We start from the raw sequence: 17,248 nt of genomic DNA on the forward strand, positions 1-17,248 counted from the left end.
TTCATGACAGCAGTAGCCATGCCTGATATTGAACAACAAGACGCTGACCTGGTTCAGGTTGATGCCATACCGCAACGAGAGCAGCAGCTGCCGTACAGCTTTGCTCGCCGTTTTGGCGTGGTGGTTGAAGGTCGCGGTCAGCAGCTTACCTTGGTCCATAAAGAGGGCCTATCAGCCGTTGCCTTGATGGAAGTGCAGCGTCATCTGGGCCATGCGTTTCGCCTAGAAGCCGTCAACAGTGATGAATTTGATCGTCGCCTCGGCCTTGCTTATCAAAGCGACTCGTCCGAAGCCATGGAAATGGTAGAAGGTCTGGGAGAAGACATGGACTTAGCCAGTCTGGCTGACTCTGTGCCGGAAACCGAAGACTTGCTCGAGCAAGAAGGCGATGCGCCGATTATCCGCCTAATCAACGCATTGCTCACCGAAGCGGTGAAAGACAACGCTTCAGATATTCATATCGAGACCTATGAAAAGCGCCTGATTGTGCGATTTCGTGTAGATGGCGTTCTGCGTGAAGTGGTGCAGCCTAAGCGTGCACTAGCAGCGCTGTTGGTATCTCGTATCAAGGTTATGGCCAAGCTGGATATCGCTGAAAAGCGGGTGCCACAAGATGGCCGTATTGCCTTGCGTATTGGCGGCCGTGAAGTTGACGTGCGGGTATCAACCATGCCGTCCAGTCATGGTGAACGAGTGGTTATGCGATTGCTGGATAAACAAGCCGGCCGCATGAGTCTTGGTCAGCTAGGTATGTCGACGCGTGACCTTAATACCATGCGCGACATCATCTCCAAGCCCCACGGCATTATCTTGGTGACCGGCCCAACGGGCTCAGGTAAAACCACCACCTTGTACGGCGCTCTTAGTGACCTGAATGACGCCAGTCGCAATATTCTGACGGTGGAAGACCCAGTGGAATACAGTCTGCCGGGCATTGGCCAAACCCAGGTAAATACCAAGGTTGATATGACCTTCGCCAAGGGGTTACGGGCCATCTTGCGCCAGGACCCTGACGTGGTCATGATCGGTGAAATTCGCGATTTAGAAACCGTTGAAATTGCCATCCAGGCATCGCTCACAGGTCACCTCGTATTATCGACGCTGCACACCAACACCGCCGTCGGCGCTATTACCCGACTGCAAGATATGGGCGTTGAGCCTTTTTTATTGTCATCGAGCGTGGTGGGCGTTATTGCCCAGCGCTTGGTGCGGGTGTTGTGTGATGACTGCAAGCAGCCGGCGCCGGCCGATGGCTCTGAATGTGAGCTGCTGGGCGCTGATCCCGAGCAACCACCGCTGATTTATCACGCCAAAGGCTGCGACAAGTGCAACCAATTGGGCTACCGCGGTCGCCAGGGTATATATGAAATCATCAAGGTTGATGAGCATATGAAAACCCTGATTCACGACAAGGCCGGTGAGCAAGAGCTGGAATTGCATGCGCGGGAGTTGGGCCCCAGCATTCGCCAGGACGGTATTCGTAAAGTATTGGCCGGCAGCACCACCATTGAAGAACTGCTGCGGGTTGCTAAGGGATAAGCATGGCAGCATTCGAGTTTCAGGCGCTGGATGCCAAAGGCAAACAGCAAAAAGGCGTATTGGAGGGCGATAGCGCCCGTCAAATTCGGCAAAAATTGCGCGATAAGGGGTGGATGCCGCTGTCCGTTGAGGCAACCCGGTCGGCCTCCAATAACGCCAGCGGCAGTGCGTGGAGTCGCTGGACACAGCGCGGCCCATCATTATCAGTGGCAGATTTAGCGTTATTAACGCGCCAATTAGCGACGTTGATCGCTGCTGGTTTGCCCATCGATGAATCGCTCAAGGCTCTGGCCGATCAAACCACCAAGCAGTCGGTGCAGGCGATGATTTTGGCCATTCGTGCCAAAGTTTTAGAAGGTTATACCCTGGCCCAGGCGCTGGGTGATTACCCCAGGGCGTTTCCGCAGCTGTTTCGTGCTACGGTGGCCGCGGGCGAGCATGCCGGTCAGCTCGATGGTGTATTGAACCGTCTAGCGGACTACACCGAAACCCAGCACTCGTCGAATCAAAAAATTAAACTGGCGGCCATCTACCCATTGGTGTTGATGATTGTTGCCTTTGCCGTTGTGGTGGCCTTGCTGGTATGGGTGGTCCCCGACATCGTTGATGTTTTTGTTAAAAATGGACAGGAGCTGCCCTGGCTCACCGCCGCAGTATTAAGCGCCAGTGATTTTATTCAAAGCTACTGGATACACACGCTAGTGACGGTGACGGGTCTGCTGCTGGCATTTTGGCGAGCCATGCGACGACCGGCATTTCGATACAAGTATCACGCTTTTTTGCTCAAGGTCCCTGGCATCGGTCGTTTTATTAAAGATGCCAATACCGCTCGCTTTGGCAGCACCGTGGCCATCTTGACCAGCAGCGGCGTGCCCTTGGTGGAAGCCATGCGCATTGCCAGTCAGGTCGTGGCCAATAAACCCATTCAGTCCTCGTTGACGGAAGCCACCGTGTCTGTCAGTGAAGGCGGCAGTTTGCACCAGGCATTGCGTGAAACCGGCTATTTTTCCCCCATTATGCTGCATATGATTGCCTCGGGTGAAAACAGTGGTGAGCTAGACAGCATGCTGGCGCGTACCGCCCGCCAACAGGAAGAAGCGCTAGAAAACACCGTCTCGGCTCTGGTAAAGATTTTTGAGCCGGTGATGTTATTGGTTATGGGCGGCGTGGTGGGTGTCATTGTCGCTGCCATCATGCTGCCCATCGTGCAGTTACAACAAATGGTTCAGTAGGAGTTCTGACAATGTATTCTCGTTCATCTCGTATCGCTGCCAGCAGCGGTTTTACCCTTATTGAGGTCATGGTGGTATTGGCCATCATTGGCGGCATTTTGTCATTGGTGGCGACCAGCGTTTTAGGCTCAGCGGGCGAGGCGCGCATTAAGACCACCAAGAGCCAGATGAAACTGATCGAAAACGCTCTTGATATGTACAAGTTGGATAACTACGTATATCCGACCTCGGAGCAAGGTCTGGAGGCTTTGATCAATAAGCCATCCAGCAGCCCGGAGCCTAAGAACTACCGCGACGGTGGCTACCTCAAAGGCAACAAGCTGCCTAAAGACGCCTGGGAAAACGAGTTTCTGTACTTTGCCGATAAAGGCGAATACGAAATTGTTTCTATGGGCGCCGATGGTCAAGAAGGCGGCGAAGGCGAAGCTGCTGACATCAGTTCACTGGATTGATGACTAAGCGTTACCAGCAGGGGGTGACCCTGCTGGAAATCCTGGTGGTACTGATGCTCATTGGCGGTTTGATGGGCATTGTGATGCTCAATGTCTCCAATGATCAAGCGCGTCGGGATACCAAGCAGTTTGGCCAGCAAATGCAACTTTGGCTGGGATCTTTGCACCAGGAAGCGATCTTTCAAAATATCGACCTTGGCTTGGCAATGGATAGCGAAACCTTGCTGCTGCTGAGCTATCAGGATGTCTATAGCCAGGAATTTTCAGCCAATCTGGACGCTAAAGAGCTCGATCGACTGAAGAAAAACCCATGGCAGCCACACACCGCCGGTCGTTTAAAGTCTGAGCTTAAGGTGCCAGACAGTGTGCGCATGCGGTTGTTCCTAGATGATGACGAAGTCGACTTTGCAGAATTTTTAGAGCAGGACGACGGTCCTTTGCCGGCGTTACTGCTGTTGTCTTCGGATGAATACACACCGTTTCGCTTAGTGCTGGAACACGATGAAGATGCCAGTTTTTATTATCAGTTGTCGGGCGACGGCTTTGCACCGCTTCGTTTGGAATTAAAAGATTATGACGACTGAGCGCGGTTTTACCCTACTGGAAGTGATGATCGCCATCACCATTTTTGCTGTGGTGGCATCGAGTATTGCTAGCGTCAACAGCCAAACCACGTCGAATTTGTTGGCGATGGAAGAAAAGACCCTGGCCATGTTAGTCGCTGAAAACCGCTTGGTAGAGATGCGCCTTGCAGGCTACCCCAACGTTAGCGAAACCAACGACCAGGTCGATATGGCCGGACGCGAATGGTTTATTGTCACCCAAGTCGAAGAAACACCATTGCCTGATACCCGCAGAGTCACTGTGGCCGTTAGCCGTGAAGATGAAGGCGGTGAATTAACTCGGCTGTCTACTTTGGTGGGTAAGCACTGATGTCCTTTTCTCGTGGCTTTACCTTGCTGGAAGTACTGCTGGCCATTGCCTTTACCGCAACCATAGGCGTGGGTGCTCATCAGTTATTGAGCGGTACTTTGGTGGCCAAAGAAGTATCCGATCGCAAAGCGGATCAATTAAAAAGTTTGCAGCGATTAAATCAGGTATTAAATCGTGATCTTCGCCAATATATCGATCGGCCGATACGCGATGTATTTGGTGATGAGCAACAAGCATTGCAGCTAGATGTTGGCGAATACCCGATTGAATTCAGCCGTGCCGGCTGGCGTAACTCTCCAGTGACTGACGATCCACGCTCTCAGCTGCAACGTGTCGCCTATCGTCTGGAAGATATCGACAGTGATGCCTGTGAGCCTGCGCGCGAGCGCTTGTTTGAGTGGGGCATTAGCGAGCCAGAAGGCGACTGTCTGGTGCGCTATTACTGGCAGGTTTTGGATCGCGCCAATGACAGTGAGCCTGCTCAGCAGGTGGTGTACGAGCTAGTTGACCGATTAGAAATGGAAGTGCTGGTACGCCAGGGCAAACCGGCAAGCGGTAATGCCAGCCAGGACTGGTACAGCAGCTGGCCGGCACTAACCGGCACCGATAGTAGCTCCTCTGTGGTCGCACTGCGTTGGCGCATAGAACTGGTGCCGTTTGGAGAAATTGAGCGCACTTGGCTGCTGACCGCGGGGGATCTGCCATGATGTCGATGGCTCGGATTGGTCGCCAGCGCGGCGTTGCCCTGTTGATGGTGTTAATGGTGTTTGCTTTTGTATCTTTGCTGGCAACGGCGATGATTGAGCGTGAATCCACCGATATCCAACGCGCGTCTACCTTATTCGATATTCAACGCGCTCGGGCCTATGCCGATGGCGCCGAAGATGCGGTCAAAACAGGGTTGTATCTGGACTGGAAAAACGATGCCAGCATAGATCACCTTAATGAAGAGTGGGCGCAGGAACGCGTATTGCCCCTCGATCCTGACCCTGGCAAAGTGCTGCTAAAAATTGCCGATGCCCAAGGACGCTTTAACCTCAATAGCTTGTTACCGAAAGCCAGTAATAGTGATGTTCAGCTGCGCCGCTTTCGCAACTTGCTGAATCAGCTAGGGCTCGACCCTTTGATCGCCAGTCAGTGGCAGCGTTGGTTAAATCCAGAAAGCCAGGCCGATGAGCTCTATCTATCGCGTGAAACTCATCCTTATCGGGCGGCCTATCGCGCATGCACCCATAGCTCTGAGTTAATGCTCATTGAAGGCGTCACACTGGATGCTTATAAACGCCTGGAGCCGTATGTCAGCTGCTTGCCAATGACAGTGACATTAAACGTGAATACGGCGTCGCCAGTGGTGTTAGCCGCTTTGGATGAGCGTATGTCATTAGCCGACGGGCAGGCATTGGCGGCTGAACGTGGTGAAAAAGGCTTTACTAGCTTGGATGATTTTTGGAACTCGTCCGCCATTTCGCGTTTTACCCAAGCAGAGAATAAAGACCGCGATAAAGATCAGCCGGCTACGACTCAGTGGGATCGAGCCGCCTTTGATATCAAAAGTGAATATTTTGAAATGTTTGCCCGGGTTGAGTTTGCCGGTCGCATTGCCACCATGGAGGCCCTGTTGCAGCGCAACCAGAGTGATGGCAGCCTGAGCACTTTGTATCGAGATTTCAGTCGCCGCGAGGCGCGCCCAGCCAATGCGCCGGGACTTTCTACCACCGCAGTTAACAATAATCGGACATTGCCATGATCACAGCACGGGTTGAATGGTTGGCCACCAGTAGCCAATGGTTTATCAGCCCCTGGCAGCCAGAACAGGGATTTTTAGCGCCGCAACCATTAACGCAATGGGCGGCAGAACAGCCGGATTTAAGCAGCGTACGCTTGCTGCTCAGTGGCCAAAACTACTCCGCCCATTGGGTTTCCTTGCCCGGTGTTAGCAAACGTCATTTGGCCAGGGCGCTGCCGTTTGCATTAGAAGAGCAGCTAATCAGTGACCCTGAAGACTATCTGATTGTGCCAGGCCAGGCCCACGACAAACGCCAATGCGCTTATGCCGTGCAGCAGCAACAACTGGATGATCTGGTTCAGGCTTGCCAGCTTCATCATCTGCGCATTAGTGAATTAATACCCGAAACCGAGCTGTTTGCCGATGGCAATCAGCTGGTGCGCTGGCAGCAAGGTTGGCTCTGGTGCTGGCCCGGGCGGTTTGAGGGCTGGGTCAGTGATATGGCGTTAAACGCGGTACTGGAAAGCCAGCTGATCGAAGACGGCGAGGCGCCGTTATTGATTCTGGCCGATACCATGGATCAGGCGCAGCTGCTCAAAACCACGCTGGAGAGCGGCTACAGCGATGCGCTGGGAGAGATCGAAGCCCGTATCGCCGCCACCGAGGCAGCCTTGCAGCGTAGCCTCGATAAAAAACACACTAACTTGCTGGCCGGCTTGTACGGCGTTAGTGCCAGCAACGAAAAACGCCCACCGGCCTGGTGGCGACCTTTGGCTGGCCTGGCCGCTTCGGTCACCGTTTTGCTGGTGGCCACCTTAATGGTGGAAAACCATCAGCTCAGTCAACGCGAAAAGCTGGTGCGTAATGAAGCCAATCAGTTATATCGATCCTTGTTCCCCAGCGAACGTATTCGCAGTTTAGAGCGACAATTTCGCGAAAAACTTAAAGGCGGCACGGGCGGCGGAAGCAACGATGGTTTTGTCGCCTTGGTCAATCAAACGGCGCAAGTCTATGCCCAGGGCAGCCACAGCAAGTCACTGGAGCTACAATCCATGCGTTTCAGTGACCGCGACAAACAGCTAACCCTAGAGGTCACGGCGGCTGAGCTGAGTCAGCTGCAAAGTTTCCGCCAAGCCCTCGAAAGTGCTGGCCTACAAGCTGAGGTGGCAACCGCCAGTAATGATGCCAAAGGCGTTAAAGGGCGCTTAAAAGTAGGGAGCCGGGCATGAAATTAGACACGTTAAAACAAGAGCTGCAAAAATCTGGAGTGTGGCAAGCCTGGAATGGTTGGTACGGCCATCTTAGTGCACGCGATCAAAAGATCGTAAAAGTGGCGGCCAGTCTGACTGGGATAGCCGTGGTGCTGATGTTAGTGGTGGCGCCCTTGGTGCAGAAAAACGCGGCACTGCAGCAGCAATATCAGCGCAGCTTGGCGAGCTATACCCTGATCGCTGACAATGCTTATCGTTTTGGTGGTGCGCGTAGCAGCGGCCAGGGTGGCCCCATCCTGGCACGCATTACCCAGCAAGCACAAAAATACGGCTTGAGCTTAAGTCGCTATGAGCAAGACGGTTCTGATCTTCGCATCTGGCTCGACAACGTTGCCTTTGACGACGCCATCGGCTGGCTGGAGCAGCTGCAGCAGGACAATATTCGCTCATCCCTGGTGACCATTGATCGCACCGAAGTCGGCCGCGTCAATTTGCGCGCCACACTGACCCAAAGCTAACGAGAGGTGGCTATGAGTTACGATTTTGATTTATTGGTGATTGGCGCGGGCAGCGGTGGTGTTCGAGCGTCACGCATGGCAGCGGCTAAAGGTGCCAAGGTGGCGGTGGTGGAAAATCGCTACCTGGGTGGTACGTGTGTCAACGTTGGCTGCGTGCCAAAAAAATTGTTTGTGTACGCCTCTGAATACGCAGAGAAGTTTCATGAAGCCAAGGGTTTTGGTGTTGATGGGCAGTTAAACCATTTTGACTGGCCTACATTGCGCGACAACAAAACCGCAGAAATTGAACGCCTAAACGGCATTTATAACAATCTGCTTGAAAACTCTGGCGCTCAGATTTTGCGCGGCAGTGGCAGCTTGGTCGATGCACATACCGTCGATGTCGATGGCCAGCAGTACAGCGCCGAACGCATCCTGATCGCTACCGGTGGCTGGCCATTTACGCCGGACATTCCTGGTATCGAACACGCCATTACCTCTAACGAGGCGTTTTATCTGGATGAGTTTCCAAAGCGGGTCGTGGTCGTTGGCGGCGGTTATATCGCGGTAGAGTTTGCTGGCATATTTAACGGCCTGGGCTCAGATACCACCTTGCTGTATCGCGGTGAGCAAATCTTGCGTGGCTTTGATGATGATGTGCGTGAATTTGCGGCAGAGCAGGTGGCGGCCAAGGGCGTGAAGATTCAAACTCAGTGCGATATTGCCCGCATCGAAAAACTGTCCGATGGCAGCCTGATGTGTCATTTGCAGTCGGGCGGACGCATTGCTTGCGACTGTGTGATGTACGCCACCGGACGCAGGCCGATGACAGACGGTCTTAATTTGGAGGCGCTGGGTATCGATACTCGCAGCGATGGCACCATCATCGCCGATGATTTTTTCCGCACCAGCGTGCCGTCAGTATTTGCTCTTGGCGACGTTATTGGCACGCCGGCATTAACCCCTGTCGCTCTGGCTCAAGGCATGAAGTTGGTGGCGCAGCAGTTTGAAGGTGATACCAGCAGCTTGGATTACGATAACATTGCCACGGCGGTGTTTTGTCAGCCCAATATCGCCACCGTTGGCCTCAGCGAATCTGAAGCTGTGTCACGTTATGGTCAGGATGTCACCATTTTCCAGTCGTCGTTTCGTCCCATGAAACACACCATCAGTGGCCTGCCTGAGCGTAGCTTGATGAAGTTGGTGGTGCAGACCAGTACAGATAAGGTCATCGGCGCGCACATGGTAGGCCCCGATGCCGGTGAAATCATGCAGGGTCTGGCCGTGGCCATTAAAATGGGTGCGACTAAGACTCAGTTTGACCAGACCATTGGCATTCATCCCACTGCGGCGGAAGAGTTTGTTACCCTGCGAACGCCACGCGATTAACTCGTCTGCAAGCCAGGCGATGACTTCGGTCGAGTGTTAAGATTGATCGGCCAGCAGCTCTTGTAGCTGCTGGTAGCGTCCCTCCAGCTGCGCCCTCTGTTGCAGCAGCTGCTGTTTTTCCTGCTCATATGCCTGTTGTTGTGCGCTGTTTGCTTGCTGCAGTTGATACAGCTGCTGTTTACTGTCGCTAAGTTCTTTAGTGGCTTGGGCCAGTTGCCACTGCCATTGCTTGCCGTCGTCTTGTTGCTGCTGCAGCTTGGTGGCTTGTTGATCAAGCTGCTGCTCCAGCTGCTGAATCTTCTGCACGCTGTGTTGCTGCTGCTGTTGGCTGTGTGATTCTAACTGCTGCAATTGGGTGCTTAAGCCGTCATTTTGCAGGACCAGTTGCTGCGTGTATTGCTGGCCTTGTTGCAGTTGTTGCTGCAGGGTTTGTAGTTGCTGTTTCAGGCTGTGTATTTCTAGCTGTGCTTGTTCGCGTTGTTGCTGGCGTTCTTCAATGCTGCGCTGCTGGTAGTGCTCAAAGTGCTGGCGAATGTCCTTATTTTCTTGTCGCTGCTCTTTAAGCAGATCCTTTAGCTCCTCTAGCTGAATCTTGCCTTGATCACGCTGTTCACAGGTTTTACTGAGCTCAATGCTAACCTGCTGCAGTGCACGCTCTTGCTGCGCCAACGTCTCTTTAAGTTGCTCACATTCTTTGCTGAGGGATGTTTCGCTGCTTTCTAGCTCGCTTATGCGCGCTAGCGCCTCGCTGATCTGCGCCTGCTGGGCATCACTCAGGGCTTCAAAGTCTTGCTGTACGCGTTCAATGCGCTCATCAGCCAGGCGCTGTAAACGCTGATGCAGGCTGTGCACGCTGTCGAGGATATCGCTTGGCAAGTCAGGTTTTGCTTGCTGTGCGTTGCGCCAGCGCTTTAGCAGTGGGCCGATGGTGCTCTTACTTCCTGTTCCCAACACTTCGCGTACCCGGTCCACGGTTGGGGCTTGTCCTTCGCTGCGAATGTGCTCGGCTGCCTGGGCTATATCGTCGTAACTGACGCCGTTTCGTGCCATGGATTTTCCTTGAAAATAGCTGTATTACGTATCATGTAATATTACGTTATATAGGTCAAAATACAAACAAACATGAGGTCTCAGATATAACCGACGATAAATATCATTATCGCAGGTTATATTGCTAAACTAAGGCCAAATACACGTACCAAGCAGTACAGTAGGCTGCAGCAGTCACCCACCAACAGCTGCAACACCGAACCCCTGCCAATAACGCGGTTCAAAACACGGTATGAAAAAACAGATCACTAGCCAGCAGACAAAACAGCCCCAACAGCAGACCCATCTGCCCGCAGGCATAGAGCAACAGCAGCTACGCCAGTATCTAGAGGCATCGACCTCTGCCAATACGCGCAAAGCCTACAGCTCTGCCATTCGTCAGTTTGAAAAGTGGGGAGGGCGCCTACCGTGTGACAGCGATACACTAACGCGCTACTTGTTGGCTCAAGCACAGCGCTTAAATAGCCGCAGCCTGACACTGCATCTCACTGCTATTAGCCAATGGCACCGCTATCAAGAATTGAATGACCCAGCGCAAACCCCGCTGGTGCGAAAAACCCTCGAAGGCATTCGCCGCCAACACGGCCAACCCAAGCGCAAGGCCAAAGCGCTGCGTTTAGAGCATATCGCCGCCATGGCGCAACGGTTAACGCCAAGCCAGGAGCAGCCAGCCAGCCTTAAGCAACTGCGCGATCTGGCGATTATTTTGTGCGGTTTTTTTGGTGCCTTTCGGCGCAGTGAACTGGTGGCCATTCAGGTAGAACAACTGCAATGGGAGCCAGAGGGCGTGATTATTCATCTGCCTCGCTCAAAAACCGACCAGCAGGGCAGCGGCACGAGCCGAGCGTTGCCGCAAGGCCAACACGGCTATTGTCCGTGCCATGCCATTCAGCAATGGTTAAAGGCCACGGGGCTTAAACAGGGTCCGTTGTTTCGGCCCATTAATCGCTGGGGCCAGCTGCGTGATAAAGCCCTGCCAGCCAGTGCTATAAACGATGTGTTAAAAGACTTAGGGCGGGCGCTGAATTTTGCTTTTGTGCCTGAGTTAAGCAGCCATAGCTTGCGCCGCGGTCTTTCCACCAGTGCCGCTCGCGCCAATGTCGACTTCGCTCTGATCAAAAAACAAGGTGGTTGGAAAAGCGATGCCACCGTGTGGGAATACATCGAAGAAGGGCGCCAGCTGGAAGACAATGCAGCTACTCCGCTCATGCAGCAAATGGCGCAGTTGATGGTAACGGATGACAGCTGATGCAAAAATTAATCATTGATTCGTTATCTTCAATCATGGTCCATTTCAAGTTTTGACCTTACTCTGATGCTCATCAATAAGCACGATAACAAGGGCGCTGCATAACAAAAGCAACAGCAAGCCCAAGCAACCGAGTGAGCCAATATGAGTCAGTATCAATCTTTGTTACAGCCGCTGGATTTAGGATTTACCCAGGCCCGCAGCCGTGTCGTTATGGGTTCCATGCATACCGGACTCGAAGAGCGCCCCGGTGGCTGGCAACGGCAAGCGGAGTTTTTTCGTCAGCGCGCCGAAGGTGGTGTTGGCATTATCGTCACTGGCGGCATTGGCCCCAATGAAGAAGGGGCGGTATTTCGCGGCGGCAGCATACTGACCAACAGCGACGAAGTGGCCGAGCATCGCATCGTTACTAACGCTGTGCACCAGGTGCCGGGTGCATTGATCTGTATGCAAATTTTGCACGCTGGACGTTACGCCTATGGTGGCCTGGGCGTCGCACCTTCCGCCATTGCTGCGCCAATTAACCCCATGACGCCTCGCGAGCTGGACGAAGAAGGCATCGAAAAGCAAATCCAGGATTTTGTTCGCTGTGCCAGCCTGGCCAAAGAGGCCGGTTATGACGGCGTCGAAATCATGGGATCGGAAGGCTATTTTATTAACCAATTTATTGCCAAGCGAACTAATCATCGCACCGACCGCTGGGGCGGCAGCTATGAAAATCGTATACGCCTGCCGCTCGAAATCGTGCGCCGGGTGCGCGAAGCGGTCGGTCATCAGTTTATTTTGATTTATCGTTTATCAATGTTAGATCTGGTGGAAGACGGCAGCACTTGGCAGGAAGTGGTGCAACTTGGTCAAGCGCTCGAGCAAGCCGGCGTTACCTTAATTAATACCGGTATCGGCTGGCACGAAGCCAGGGTGCCGACCATTGCCACCAGCGTGCCACGGGCAGCCTTTGCTGAAGTCACCGCGCGCATGAAGCAACACCTTAAAGTGCCACTGATTACCACCAACCGCATTAACGACCCAGAGGTCGCCAATGGCATTATTGCCGAAGGCAAAGCGGATATGGTGTCCATGGCACGCCCTATGTTGGCTGACCCTTATTTTGTGCAAAAAGCGGCAGAAGGCCGCGCCGATGAAATCAACACCTGCATTGGTTGCAACCAGGCCTGCCTTGATCATACCTTTGGCGGCCAGGAAGTTTCTTGCCTGGTAAACCCCTACGCCTGCCACGAAACGTTATTAATTGATCAGCCATTGGCGCACAAAAAGCGCATCGCCGTTGTTGGCGCAGGGCCTGCGGGCTTGGCCGCGGCCACCACTGCCGCACGCAGAGGCCATGAGGTTACCTTATTTGATGCCGACGATAAAATTGGCGGCCAATTTAATGTTGCCAAGCAAATTCCCGGTAAAGAAGAGTTCTACGAAACACTGCGCTATTTTCGTGTAATGCTGGAAAAAACCGGTGTTAACCTGCAGCTCAATACTAAAGTCAACGCCGCCGATCTCATCGAGTTTGACGAAGTATTGCTCGCTACCGGTATTTCACCGCGCACACCGGATATTCCAGGCATCCACAACAGCGACAAGGTGCTCAGTTATTTGGATGTACTGAAGCATAAAAAAGCCGTTGGTCAACGTGTCGCCGTTATTGGTGCCGGTGGCATTGGCTTTGACGTATCAGAATATTTAACCCATGGCACTACCACGCCAAGTCAAAATATTGATGAGTTTATGCGCGAATGGGGCGTGGATTTAACCGTTAGTGCCCCTGGCGGTCTGGCCGAACCAAAGCCAGAAACCGCCGAGCGCCAGGTCTTTTTGCTGCAGCGAAAAACCACCAAGGTGGGCGCCAACCTTGGCAAGACTACTGGCTGGATTCATCGCACCACGCTTAAAAACAAAGGTGTCAGCATGCTCAACGGCGTAAGCTATGAGCGCATTGACGAACAAGGGCTGCACATCAGCATCAAAGGCGAAGCCAAGCTGCTGGAAGTGGATCATATTATTGTATGCGCCGGGCAAGAGCCCAATCGCGAACTGCAGCAAGCGCTTTTAGATGCTGGCGTATCCGTGCATTTAATCGGCGGCGCTGATAAAGCCGCAGAGCTAGATGCCAAGCGCGCCATCAAACAGGGCACTGAGCTGGCCGCAGCCATTTAAGCCAGGCAGCTTGTATATAGCCATAAGGCCGGTGACTAGACGCCGGCTTTATATCAGCAACATATGCATTGAACTTGAATACAGCCAGCGAGTATCTAGCTGGTCGCGCACAGAGAATCCAACAAACAATAATGAGTAACAACAAAACACCTTCAGGTGAACTTAAGCTCAGCAGTGGCATTGATAAGATTAGAGTTGAGCTTCTTGCTGGTGATTTGGCTAACTACAAAGACCAGATTCATCATCTGACGCCTTTGCCAAGCCGGAAGGAACTACTTCCACCTAGCAGCACATGCCTTTGCAATGTCAGTGTGATCCCATTAGCAATCCAGGGCTTATTATTTGACCATATCTTTCAAACAAACCGATATCGTCTGCCAACATTTGCCTGTCATTAATATGTATATTGCTATTAATAGGATGTTAGACAGGCTTCATTACGCCAACAGGGTTGCCTGGGCTCAAATATGTCCATCCAGTGCAAATTATACGGAAATATCATGACTGTTATCTGGTGAGCGCAGGCTGTTTTCATTACTATCCCGCACCTTCTCACCAACCGTACAAATATTATGCTCAAATCTCGACTCCTATTGACCGTGCTGGCTTCCTCTTTAGTGGCTTGTGGCGGAGGATCTTCCTCCAGTAGCAAAAAACAACCTAGCACTGATTTCAGCGAACCTACGCCCATTGTTGATGCTGCAACCAATCCACTTCCTATGGGGTACGTAGACTATACCCTTCTGGCTAATAGCGCTTGCGGCACTGGTCAGGCGGTTTTCACCGACGCCGTCGTATCTGCTGATTTCAGTACTTATCGCGGATATCCACTCTCCAACGACGGATCACTCCGGGTGTCGGGTATGAATAATCGTGTCTGCATTGATGGATCGGTCAGAGAAGTCACCCTGGAAGCAGGGGGGACAAAGTTGTATGTGGCAGGCAACCTAAACAAACTCACAATCAAAAATGTAACCAACACCGTTTATGTCTACGGCAATGTTGATCAGCTCAATATTGAGAGCGGTATGCATGATGTGCACGTGATCGGTCGAATTGGGTATTTGCAGTTTGACACCCAAGCCATGTTCAACAAGGTTTTTTACACTGAAATGGGCAGCTATGACAATCATTCGGTCAGCCCGGAAGATAATGAATTGATCGACCTGAGCATACTGCTGTAATAGCCAGTTGGTGTTATTCCGCAGTTATGAAATTGCCGTTTCCAGGGAGTAGGAAACGGCATTACTCACCCAATCACTAGTTTGTGGTTTATTAAACGAACTTCTCAAGAGTAATTCCCACAGTTCCAGCAACACGTCAGCTTCACAACTCTCTAGTGCAACAACGACGAATTCTTCAACGACTTTATTGCAGTACATCAATAATCATTTTTAGGTTGCTCTCTACCCAGCGCGGATCAATCGCTCCCCAGCTTATTATGCGGTAGTATCCATGCCGGTTGCGCTCGCCATCTTGTACAAATTCGTGTTCTATACCGATATCTGAAAAGCCCTCCATAGCAGTCTGAATGGTACGCCGGGGCATTGCCGTCTCTTTGTTCAGAGATAATAAATTGTGCTGCCTGGCATCAATCAGATGCGCTATATAGAGCTTTCTGAAAAATGCTTTTTTGGGTTTGCTGTGTTCGATACTCACCTATACATATCCCTTCAATTGATTTAATTATGGCTTTTGGGAGGCGCTGATTGACCGATTTTCTACTGCCTGCCTGGGTATTTCAATTGGCTCCCGGGCCCTAGGGTTTGTTCTGTAGTCAGCCCGGCAGTGCTTGCCTGTAGCATGGCCAAGGATGAACCTGCCTGCACACAAGGTGATGCCAGACAATTGGACCATGTTTTGTTGTATTCGCCTCTTGTTTATACGGTTTTCGATCTATTGGGGGCGGTTACGGTGCCATATTAAAGCTGCTGTAACATGGCGTTGTACTCAACCCTTGCATTTAACCGCAGGAAAAATTGTATTGGTCAGTCTACAACAGGAGATTTGCGAGATGGATGCCAATACAGCGGCCCAAATACTGGGATCTAAACTGGGCTATCAGGTGAAGAACGTACAGGAATCTTCCCTGCCAGATACATGGGAAGTCTTTACCGATCGAGGTTTGGTTTATTTAACCGAGGACGGAATGCAAATGATTGTCGGCAATGTTTTCAATGTGCAAGAGCCTGGCATTAGTAATCTAACTGAGCAGTCTATGTGCCGATACAGACAGAGCAAGGTTTCGATTTTATGGGAGAAAAGAGTGATTTTCCACCAGGCCGAAGCTGAACGCTACAAGGTAACAGCGTTTATCGACATCACGAGCGGTTTCTGCATAAAAATGTACTCTGAACTGTCTGAGTACCTTGCATGTGGCATCAGCCTTGGTTTCCTGCCTTATGCTAGCGGCGGGACTCATTCAATGGCCGCCGCCGAAATGGAGAGTGTGTGGACTGCCACAGATCCTCAGCAAGAGCTACGCAAAACAATGCTGGATCGCTTGAGACCAAGGCCAAGCAAACAGGTGACCTTTGTCAGTGAAATGCATGAGCTAGCTGAAGAACTTGCGCTATCAAATTCTCCGTCTCTTATTCTCCCTAATGGGGCGCTCATTCCCGGCTACCAGCCACCTAAGCAATTACTGAGACTATTGACGGTAATATAGTTGCGCCGCCCGACACGCGGTGGACCCACCAAGGCAAGTATGAAACGCTGCCAATACTGTGGCAGCTCAACGTTCGGCATCCGGCCTTACCAGCGCCACGGGTTGTAAGTAATCGAGGTGCACGCGGTCGACCGGCCCCCACTGAAACACATCATAACGGCTGGAGCCAAGCCCGCAGGCATTAGCAGGTTAGAACACGTCAATATTGATTAACGGTATTTATTGAGAATCTTTTCCATGGTGCCATCAGCATGGATGTCTTTGATGGCTTGGTTTATTGCAGGAAGTAGGGCACGGTGTGGTGATTTTTGGGAGATTGCAAAATAGATGGGTATGTGGCCGCCGGGAGAATAAGGTGCCTTTATTAGCGCTCCTTTAAACCCTTGGTTCAGAATTTCATAGGCACCAGTGACCTCATGGCTGACAAAGGTGTCTATCCGTCCCAAGTGCAGCAGCTTAATCATCAGTTTTTCACTGTGGAATACCGTCTTATTGAGTTTGTCGTCGATATCGAATCGATCGAAATAGTGTGCTTCACTCACTACTCCAATCTGTAAGTTATAAAGATCGTCGTAGTGACGCAGACGTTCCTCGTCGCCTCGCCGTACGAAAAATGCGGTGGATACTTCGGCATAAGGGGAGAGCGCATAATCCATATATTTGGCGCGTTTGGGGGTCAGTGCGATGCCTGACATTAAATCCAATCGCCCCAGTTCCATCTCCAGCAGGCAGCGTTCAAAAGGGCAGGTATCAATGGTGAAGTCAAAACCGACACGCTGGCTGATTTCATGGGCAAGGTCGACATCTATGCCATGATTAAGCCCCTCCGCATCCGTGCCATCGGCAACAAAACTGAAAGGAGGCCAGTTATACAACCCCATGCGCAGTTCAGCCGCATCAAGGGACTGGAAAAGTCCATTACAGACCGTGACAAGCACAGCCACTGTGGTTTGCAGGAATGCAGAGAATGGTTTCAGCACGACGGCCACCATGCGCAAGGTTAAGCTAGCCTGTTTTGTTTAAAGTTCAAACGTACGCAGGGCTTTCAGAGCATCACAGCACATAAACCCTAGAGTCACACGGTCTGAACATCATCGATTAAGAGTGTAGTTGATCGGTTGGGCCTGAACTTTCTA

General features: G+C 51.9%; 17 protein-coding genes. 14 read left to right on the forward strand and 3 right to left on the reverse strand.

Features of this window, described 5'->3' with window-relative positions; genetic code table 11:
- Positions 1–3 precede the first annotated feature (3 nt).
- From gspE to gorA, 10 genes are read left to right on the forward strand one after another with little or no spacing between them, the layout of a single operon-like run.
- Positions 4–1,539 (forward strand): type II secretion system ATPase GspE, encoded by a 1,536-nt coding sequence (gene gspE, locus AC55FS_RS11440; RefSeq protein ID WP_496932380.1) that lies wholly within the window; start codon positions 4–6, stop codon positions 1,537–1,539.
- 2 nt (positions 1,540–1,541) lie between these two features.
- Positions 1,542–2,771, forward strand: a complete 1,230-nt coding sequence (gspF, locus tag AC55FS_RS11445) for a type II secretion system inner membrane protein GspF (protein ID WP_496932381.1) — start codon at positions 1,542–1,544, stop codon at positions 2,769–2,771.
- An 11-nt stretch (positions 2,772–2,782) separates the two neighbouring features.
- On the forward strand, positions 2,783–3,223 hold the full coding sequence (gspG, locus tag AC55FS_RS11450) for a type II secretion system major pseudopilin GspG (protein ID WP_496932382.1): 441 nt from the start codon (positions 2,783–2,785) through the stop codon (positions 3,221–3,223).
- On the forward strand, positions 3,223–3,807 hold the full coding sequence (gene gspH, locus AC55FS_RS11455) for a type II secretion system minor pseudopilin GspH (RefSeq protein ID WP_496932383.1): 585 nt from the start codon (positions 3,223–3,225) through the stop codon (positions 3,805–3,807). The genes gspG and gspH overlap by 1 nt, the downstream gene beginning before the upstream one ends.
- Positions 3,797–4,156, forward strand: coding sequence for a type II secretion system minor pseudopilin GspI (gspI, locus tag AC55FS_RS11460; RefSeq protein ID WP_496932384.1), 360 nt, complete (start codon positions 3,797–3,799; stop codon positions 4,154–4,156). Before gspH ends, gspI begins: the two co-directional genes overlap by 11 nt.
- Positions 4,156–4,863 carry a type II secretion system minor pseudopilin GspJ gene (gspJ, locus tag AC55FS_RS11465; protein WP_496932385.1) on the forward strand — a complete coding sequence of 236 codons (708 nt, stop codon included), beginning with the start codon at positions 4,156–4,158 and terminating at the stop codon, positions 4,861–4,863. Before gspI ends, gspJ begins: the two co-directional genes overlap by 1 nt.
- Complete coding sequence (gene gspK / locus AC55FS_RS11470) at positions 4,860–5,903, forward strand: type II secretion system minor pseudopilin GspK (RefSeq protein ID WP_496932386.1); 1,044 nt, start codon at positions 4,860–4,862, stop codon at positions 5,901–5,903. Before gspJ ends, gspK begins: the two co-directional genes overlap by 4 nt.
- On the forward strand, positions 5,900–7,111 hold the full coding sequence (gspL, locus tag AC55FS_RS11475; protein ID WP_496932387.1) for a type II secretion system protein GspL: 1,212 nt from the start codon (positions 5,900–5,902) through the stop codon (positions 7,109–7,111). The genes gspK and gspL overlap by 4 nt, the downstream gene beginning before the upstream one ends.
- The gene (locus tag AC55FS_RS11480) at positions 7,108–7,611 is read left to right on the forward strand and encodes a type II secretion system protein M (protein ID WP_496932388.1); all 504 of its coding nucleotides are present in this window, start codon (positions 7,108–7,110) and stop codon (positions 7,609–7,611) included. Before gspL ends, AC55FS_RS11480 begins: the two co-directional genes overlap by 4 nt.
- 12 nt (positions 7,612–7,623) lie before the next feature.
- The gene (gorA, locus tag AC55FS_RS11485; RefSeq protein ID WP_496932389.1) at positions 7,624–8,979 is read left to right on the forward strand and encodes a glutathione-disulfide reductase; all 1,356 of its coding nucleotides are present in this window, start codon (positions 7,624–7,626) and stop codon (positions 8,977–8,979) included.
- Between the two features lie 36 nt (positions 8,980–9,015).
- Here gorA and AC55FS_RS11490 read toward each other — a convergent pair whose 3' ends face one another.
- A complete protein-coding gene (locus tag AC55FS_RS11490) occupies positions 9,016–10,029 on the reverse strand; it encodes a DNA-binding protein (protein ID WP_496932390.1) in 1,014 nt (337 codons plus the stop codon).
- A gap of 232 nt (positions 10,030–10,261) precedes the next feature.
- Between AC55FS_RS11490 and AC55FS_RS11495 the strand changes: the two genes are divergently transcribed.
- From AC55FS_RS11495 to AC55FS_RS11505, 3 genes are all read left to right on the forward strand, one after another.
- Positions 10,262–11,278 (forward strand): site-specific integrase, encoded by a 1,017-nt coding sequence (locus tag AC55FS_RS11495; RefSeq protein WP_496932391.1) that lies wholly within the window; start codon positions 10,262–10,264, stop codon positions 11,276–11,278.
- Between the two features lie 144 nt (positions 11,279–11,422).
- The gene (locus tag AC55FS_RS11500) at positions 11,423–13,444 is read left to right on the forward strand and encodes an NADPH-dependent 2,4-dienoyl-CoA reductase (RefSeq protein WP_496932392.1); all 2,022 of its coding nucleotides are present in this window, start codon (positions 11,423–11,425) and stop codon (positions 13,442–13,444) included.
- A gap of 593 nt (positions 13,445–14,037) precedes the next feature.
- Positions 14,038–14,628 (forward strand): hypothetical protein, encoded by a 591-nt coding sequence (locus AC55FS_RS11505; RefSeq protein WP_496932393.1) that lies wholly within the window; start codon positions 14,038–14,040, stop codon positions 14,626–14,628.
- 184 nt (positions 14,629–14,812) lie between these two features.
- On the opposite strand, the gene AC55FS_RS11510 is transcribed toward AC55FS_RS11505, so the two are convergent.
- The gene (locus tag AC55FS_RS11510) at positions 14,813–15,103 is read right to left on the reverse strand and encodes a helix-turn-helix domain-containing protein (RefSeq protein ID WP_496932394.1); all 291 of its coding nucleotides are present in this window, start codon (positions 15,101–15,103) and stop codon (positions 14,813–14,815) included.
- 355 nt (positions 15,104–15,458) lie between these two features.
- Between AC55FS_RS11510 and AC55FS_RS11515 the strand changes: the two genes are divergently transcribed.
- Positions 15,459–16,112: a disulfide isomerase DsbC N-terminal domain-containing protein gene (locus tag AC55FS_RS11515; protein ID WP_496932395.1), complete on the forward strand. Its 654-nt coding sequence runs from the start codon at positions 15,459–15,461 to the stop codon at positions 16,110–16,112.
- Positions 16,113–16,321: 209 nt separating this feature from the next.
- Here the strand turns inward: AC55FS_RS11515 and AC55FS_RS11520 are convergent, their stop codons facing one another.
- Positions 16,322–17,092 carry a substrate-binding periplasmic protein gene (locus tag AC55FS_RS11520; protein WP_496932396.1) on the reverse strand — a complete coding sequence of 257 codons (771 nt, stop codon included), beginning with the start codon at positions 17,090–17,092 and terminating at the stop codon, positions 16,322–16,324.
- Between the last annotated feature and the right edge of the window lie 156 nt (positions 17,093–17,248).

The organism is Bacterioplanes sp. CLAM21, assembly GCF_059641015.1.